At 74.2% G+C, this 2,244-nt stretch carries 2 protein-coding genes and 1 pseudogene; 1 reads left to right on the top strand and 2 read right to left on the bottom strand.

What is annotated here, in order from left to right; all coding sequences use genetic code 11:
* On the bottom strand, window positions 1-1,260 hold a 1,260-nt coding region (locus ABYE80_RS19960), incomplete at its 3' end, for a hypothetical protein (protein WP_372792060.1).
* 129 nt (window positions 1,261-1,389) lie between these two features.
* Between ABYE80_RS19960 and ABYE80_RS19955 the strand changes: the two genes are divergently transcribed.
* Window positions 1,390-1,758: a VOC family protein gene (locus tag ABYE80_RS19955; RefSeq protein ID WP_372792058.1), complete on the top strand. Its 369-nt coding sequence runs from the start codon at window positions 1,390-1,392 to the stop codon at window positions 1,756-1,758.
* Between the two features lie 23 nt (window positions 1,759-1,781).
* Here ABYE80_RS19955 and ABYE80_RS19950 read toward each other — a convergent pair.
* A pseudogene (locus ABYE80_RS19950) lies at window positions 1,782-2,244 on the bottom strand (hypothetical protein); the annotation flags it as partial.

Below are 2,244 nucleotides of genomic sequence, written 5' to 3'. Positions count from 1 at the left end.
GTCCTCGAACGCGGTGGCGGCGCTGTCCGGCTGCTCCTCGGCGAGGGCGATCCGTCCGGCGGCGCACCGCTCCGCCGCGCCGAGCGCGTCGGTCGGGACGGCGTGGGCGATCGCAGCCAGCAGCTCGTGGGCCTCACGGGCCTCCGGTAGCTGCCCGAGCCGGCCCCGGACCGTCACCAGGACTTCGAGCGCCGCGGCGCTCTCGATGGCCTGCCCGCCGGCGAGCGACCGCAGGTACCGCTGCGCGCCGCTGAGCGCACCGGCCAGCTCACCGTCGTCGAGGTCGACCTCGGCCTGGACCAGCGGGGTGAGCACGTGGGCCGCGGACTGGCCCAGGAGGTCCCGGGCCTCGCCGAGCCTCCCCTGACGCAAGCGCAACTGCGCGAGGCGGGCGCGCGCGTACCCCGCCAGCGGCGGGCGCAGCGTCGAGAGCGCGCCGGCCGCCCACGCGAAGTCCTCCTGCGCCTGCGGCCAGTCGCCGCGCATCATCAGCACGGTGGCGTGGTGGGCGCGGCACAGGGCCAGGAGCGGGCGCTGCCCGGTCCGCTCGCAGAAGGCGGCGAGCTGCTCGCACCACTGGCCGGCCCGGTCGAAGTCCCGGGACCGCTCGCAGGCGATGATCATGTTGCAGCAGCAGGAGCCGATCGCGATCGGGTCGTGCAGCTCACCGACGGTCGCTGCGGCGGTCCCCTCGTCCAACAGCCGCATGCCCTCCTCCACCCGTCCGAGGCTCACCAGCGCCAGACCCTGCAGCGTGCGCGCGGTCATCTCGATGTCCAGCCCGCCGTGCGCGCGGGCGTGGTCGGCCGCCACCGTGCTCAGCCGCAGGACCTCGGTGGCGTCGCTGTCGAGATGGAAGGACGCCTCGATCAGCGGCAGCCAGGCCTGCTCAGCGGACGGTCCGACCCCCTCGAGCAGCCGGTGGGCGCGCTGCAGCCAGCCGCGGGCGACGGCGGTCACCCCCCGCATCGCGCCGTAGTCCCAGGCGAGGAAGCCCGCGATGCGGGCCGCCTCGACGGTCTGCCCCCGCTCGCGTCGCAGCACGTAGGCGCGCTCGCGCGCGCGGATGGCGGTGTCGACGTCGTCCAGCCACCACGCGGCGACCGCGACGCCCTCCAGCCCCTCGGCGGTCTCCTGCGCGGTGAGCGCCTGCTCGTAGAGCGCTCGCGCCTGCGCCCAGGCACGCCGGCCGAGCTGCGCTCCCGCTGCCGCCAGCAGCTCCGTCGTCTCGACCGTCTGAGGTCCAGCGCTCGCCGTCATGTGTCCGCCTCGGTGTCGGCCCCGTCCGATTCTCCCAGGCGAGCGCAAGCGCGGCCAAGCGCGGACGCGCGGTGCACCGGCCCGGTGCTGCGACTTGCATCGCACCGGGCACGTCGCGAGGCTCTTCGCATGAGCGTGATCAAGCGACTGGACTTCATGGGCATCCCCTCCCAGGACGCCGACCGAGCGCGGACCTTCTACCGCGAGGTGCTCGGCCTGCGCCCTGACGAGCACGCCGAGTACGAGCAGTGGGCCGGCGACACCTGCTTCGGCATCTGGGAGCCCGAGAAGATGGGCATGCCGTTCGTCGCCCAGCAGGGCAACCCCTGGCCGCTGGGCGTCGACGACGTGCCGGCGGCCCGCGCCGCGCTCGAGGCGCAGGGCGTCACCTTCTTCGGCGAGACGCTCGACACCGGTGTCTGCCACATGGCGTTCTTCGCCGATCCGGACGGCAACCACCTGATGCTGCACCACCGCTACGTGCCCTACACCGAGTAGGGCGACGCTTCAGCGCACCAGCCCTACGGGGCGTTCACGGCGACCGTGGTGCTGACCGTCGACGCGTTGCCGACCGCGTCGACACCGCTGAGCGCGTAGGTGTAGCAGGAGCCGGCCGTGATGCCGGCGGGCTGCGCGGTGCCGGTGATCGTCACCGGCGTGGTGAACGGACCGCCCGATCCCGCCGTGCCGCAGACGCCGCCGGTGAGCGTTGCCGACTGCACGGTCAGCACGCTGGAGCCCAGGCCCGACTGCGTCGCGGTCCTGGCCTCGGTGTAGTCGCTGCGACCGTCGATCGGGAAGCTCGTGGACGACGTGCTGCTCGCTGTCCCCCCGCTGCCGGCACCGACGCCGTTGACCGTCAGCGCCCCGCCGGCCGGTGCGGCGGTGTCGTTGACGAACGACACCACCCCGGACCGCTCGCTGCCCGCGATGTCGCGAGCCTGGAGCGTGTAGTCGGCGGGGGTCGAGGCTCCGGCCACCCAG

The organism is Paraconexibacter sp. (assembly GCF_041602235.1).
Classification (GTDB): domain Bacteria; phylum Actinomycetota; class Thermoleophilia; order Solirubrobacterales; family Solirubrobacteraceae; genus Paraconexibacter.
This window is presented reverse-complemented; position numbering and strand designations above follow the sequence as displayed.

Excerpts from the sequence above, each read along its gene's own strand:
- ABYE80_RS19955 (WP_372792058.1), top strand. The coding sequence starts at position 1,390 with ATGAGCGTGATCAAGCGACTGGACTTCATGGGCATCCCCTCCCAGGAC.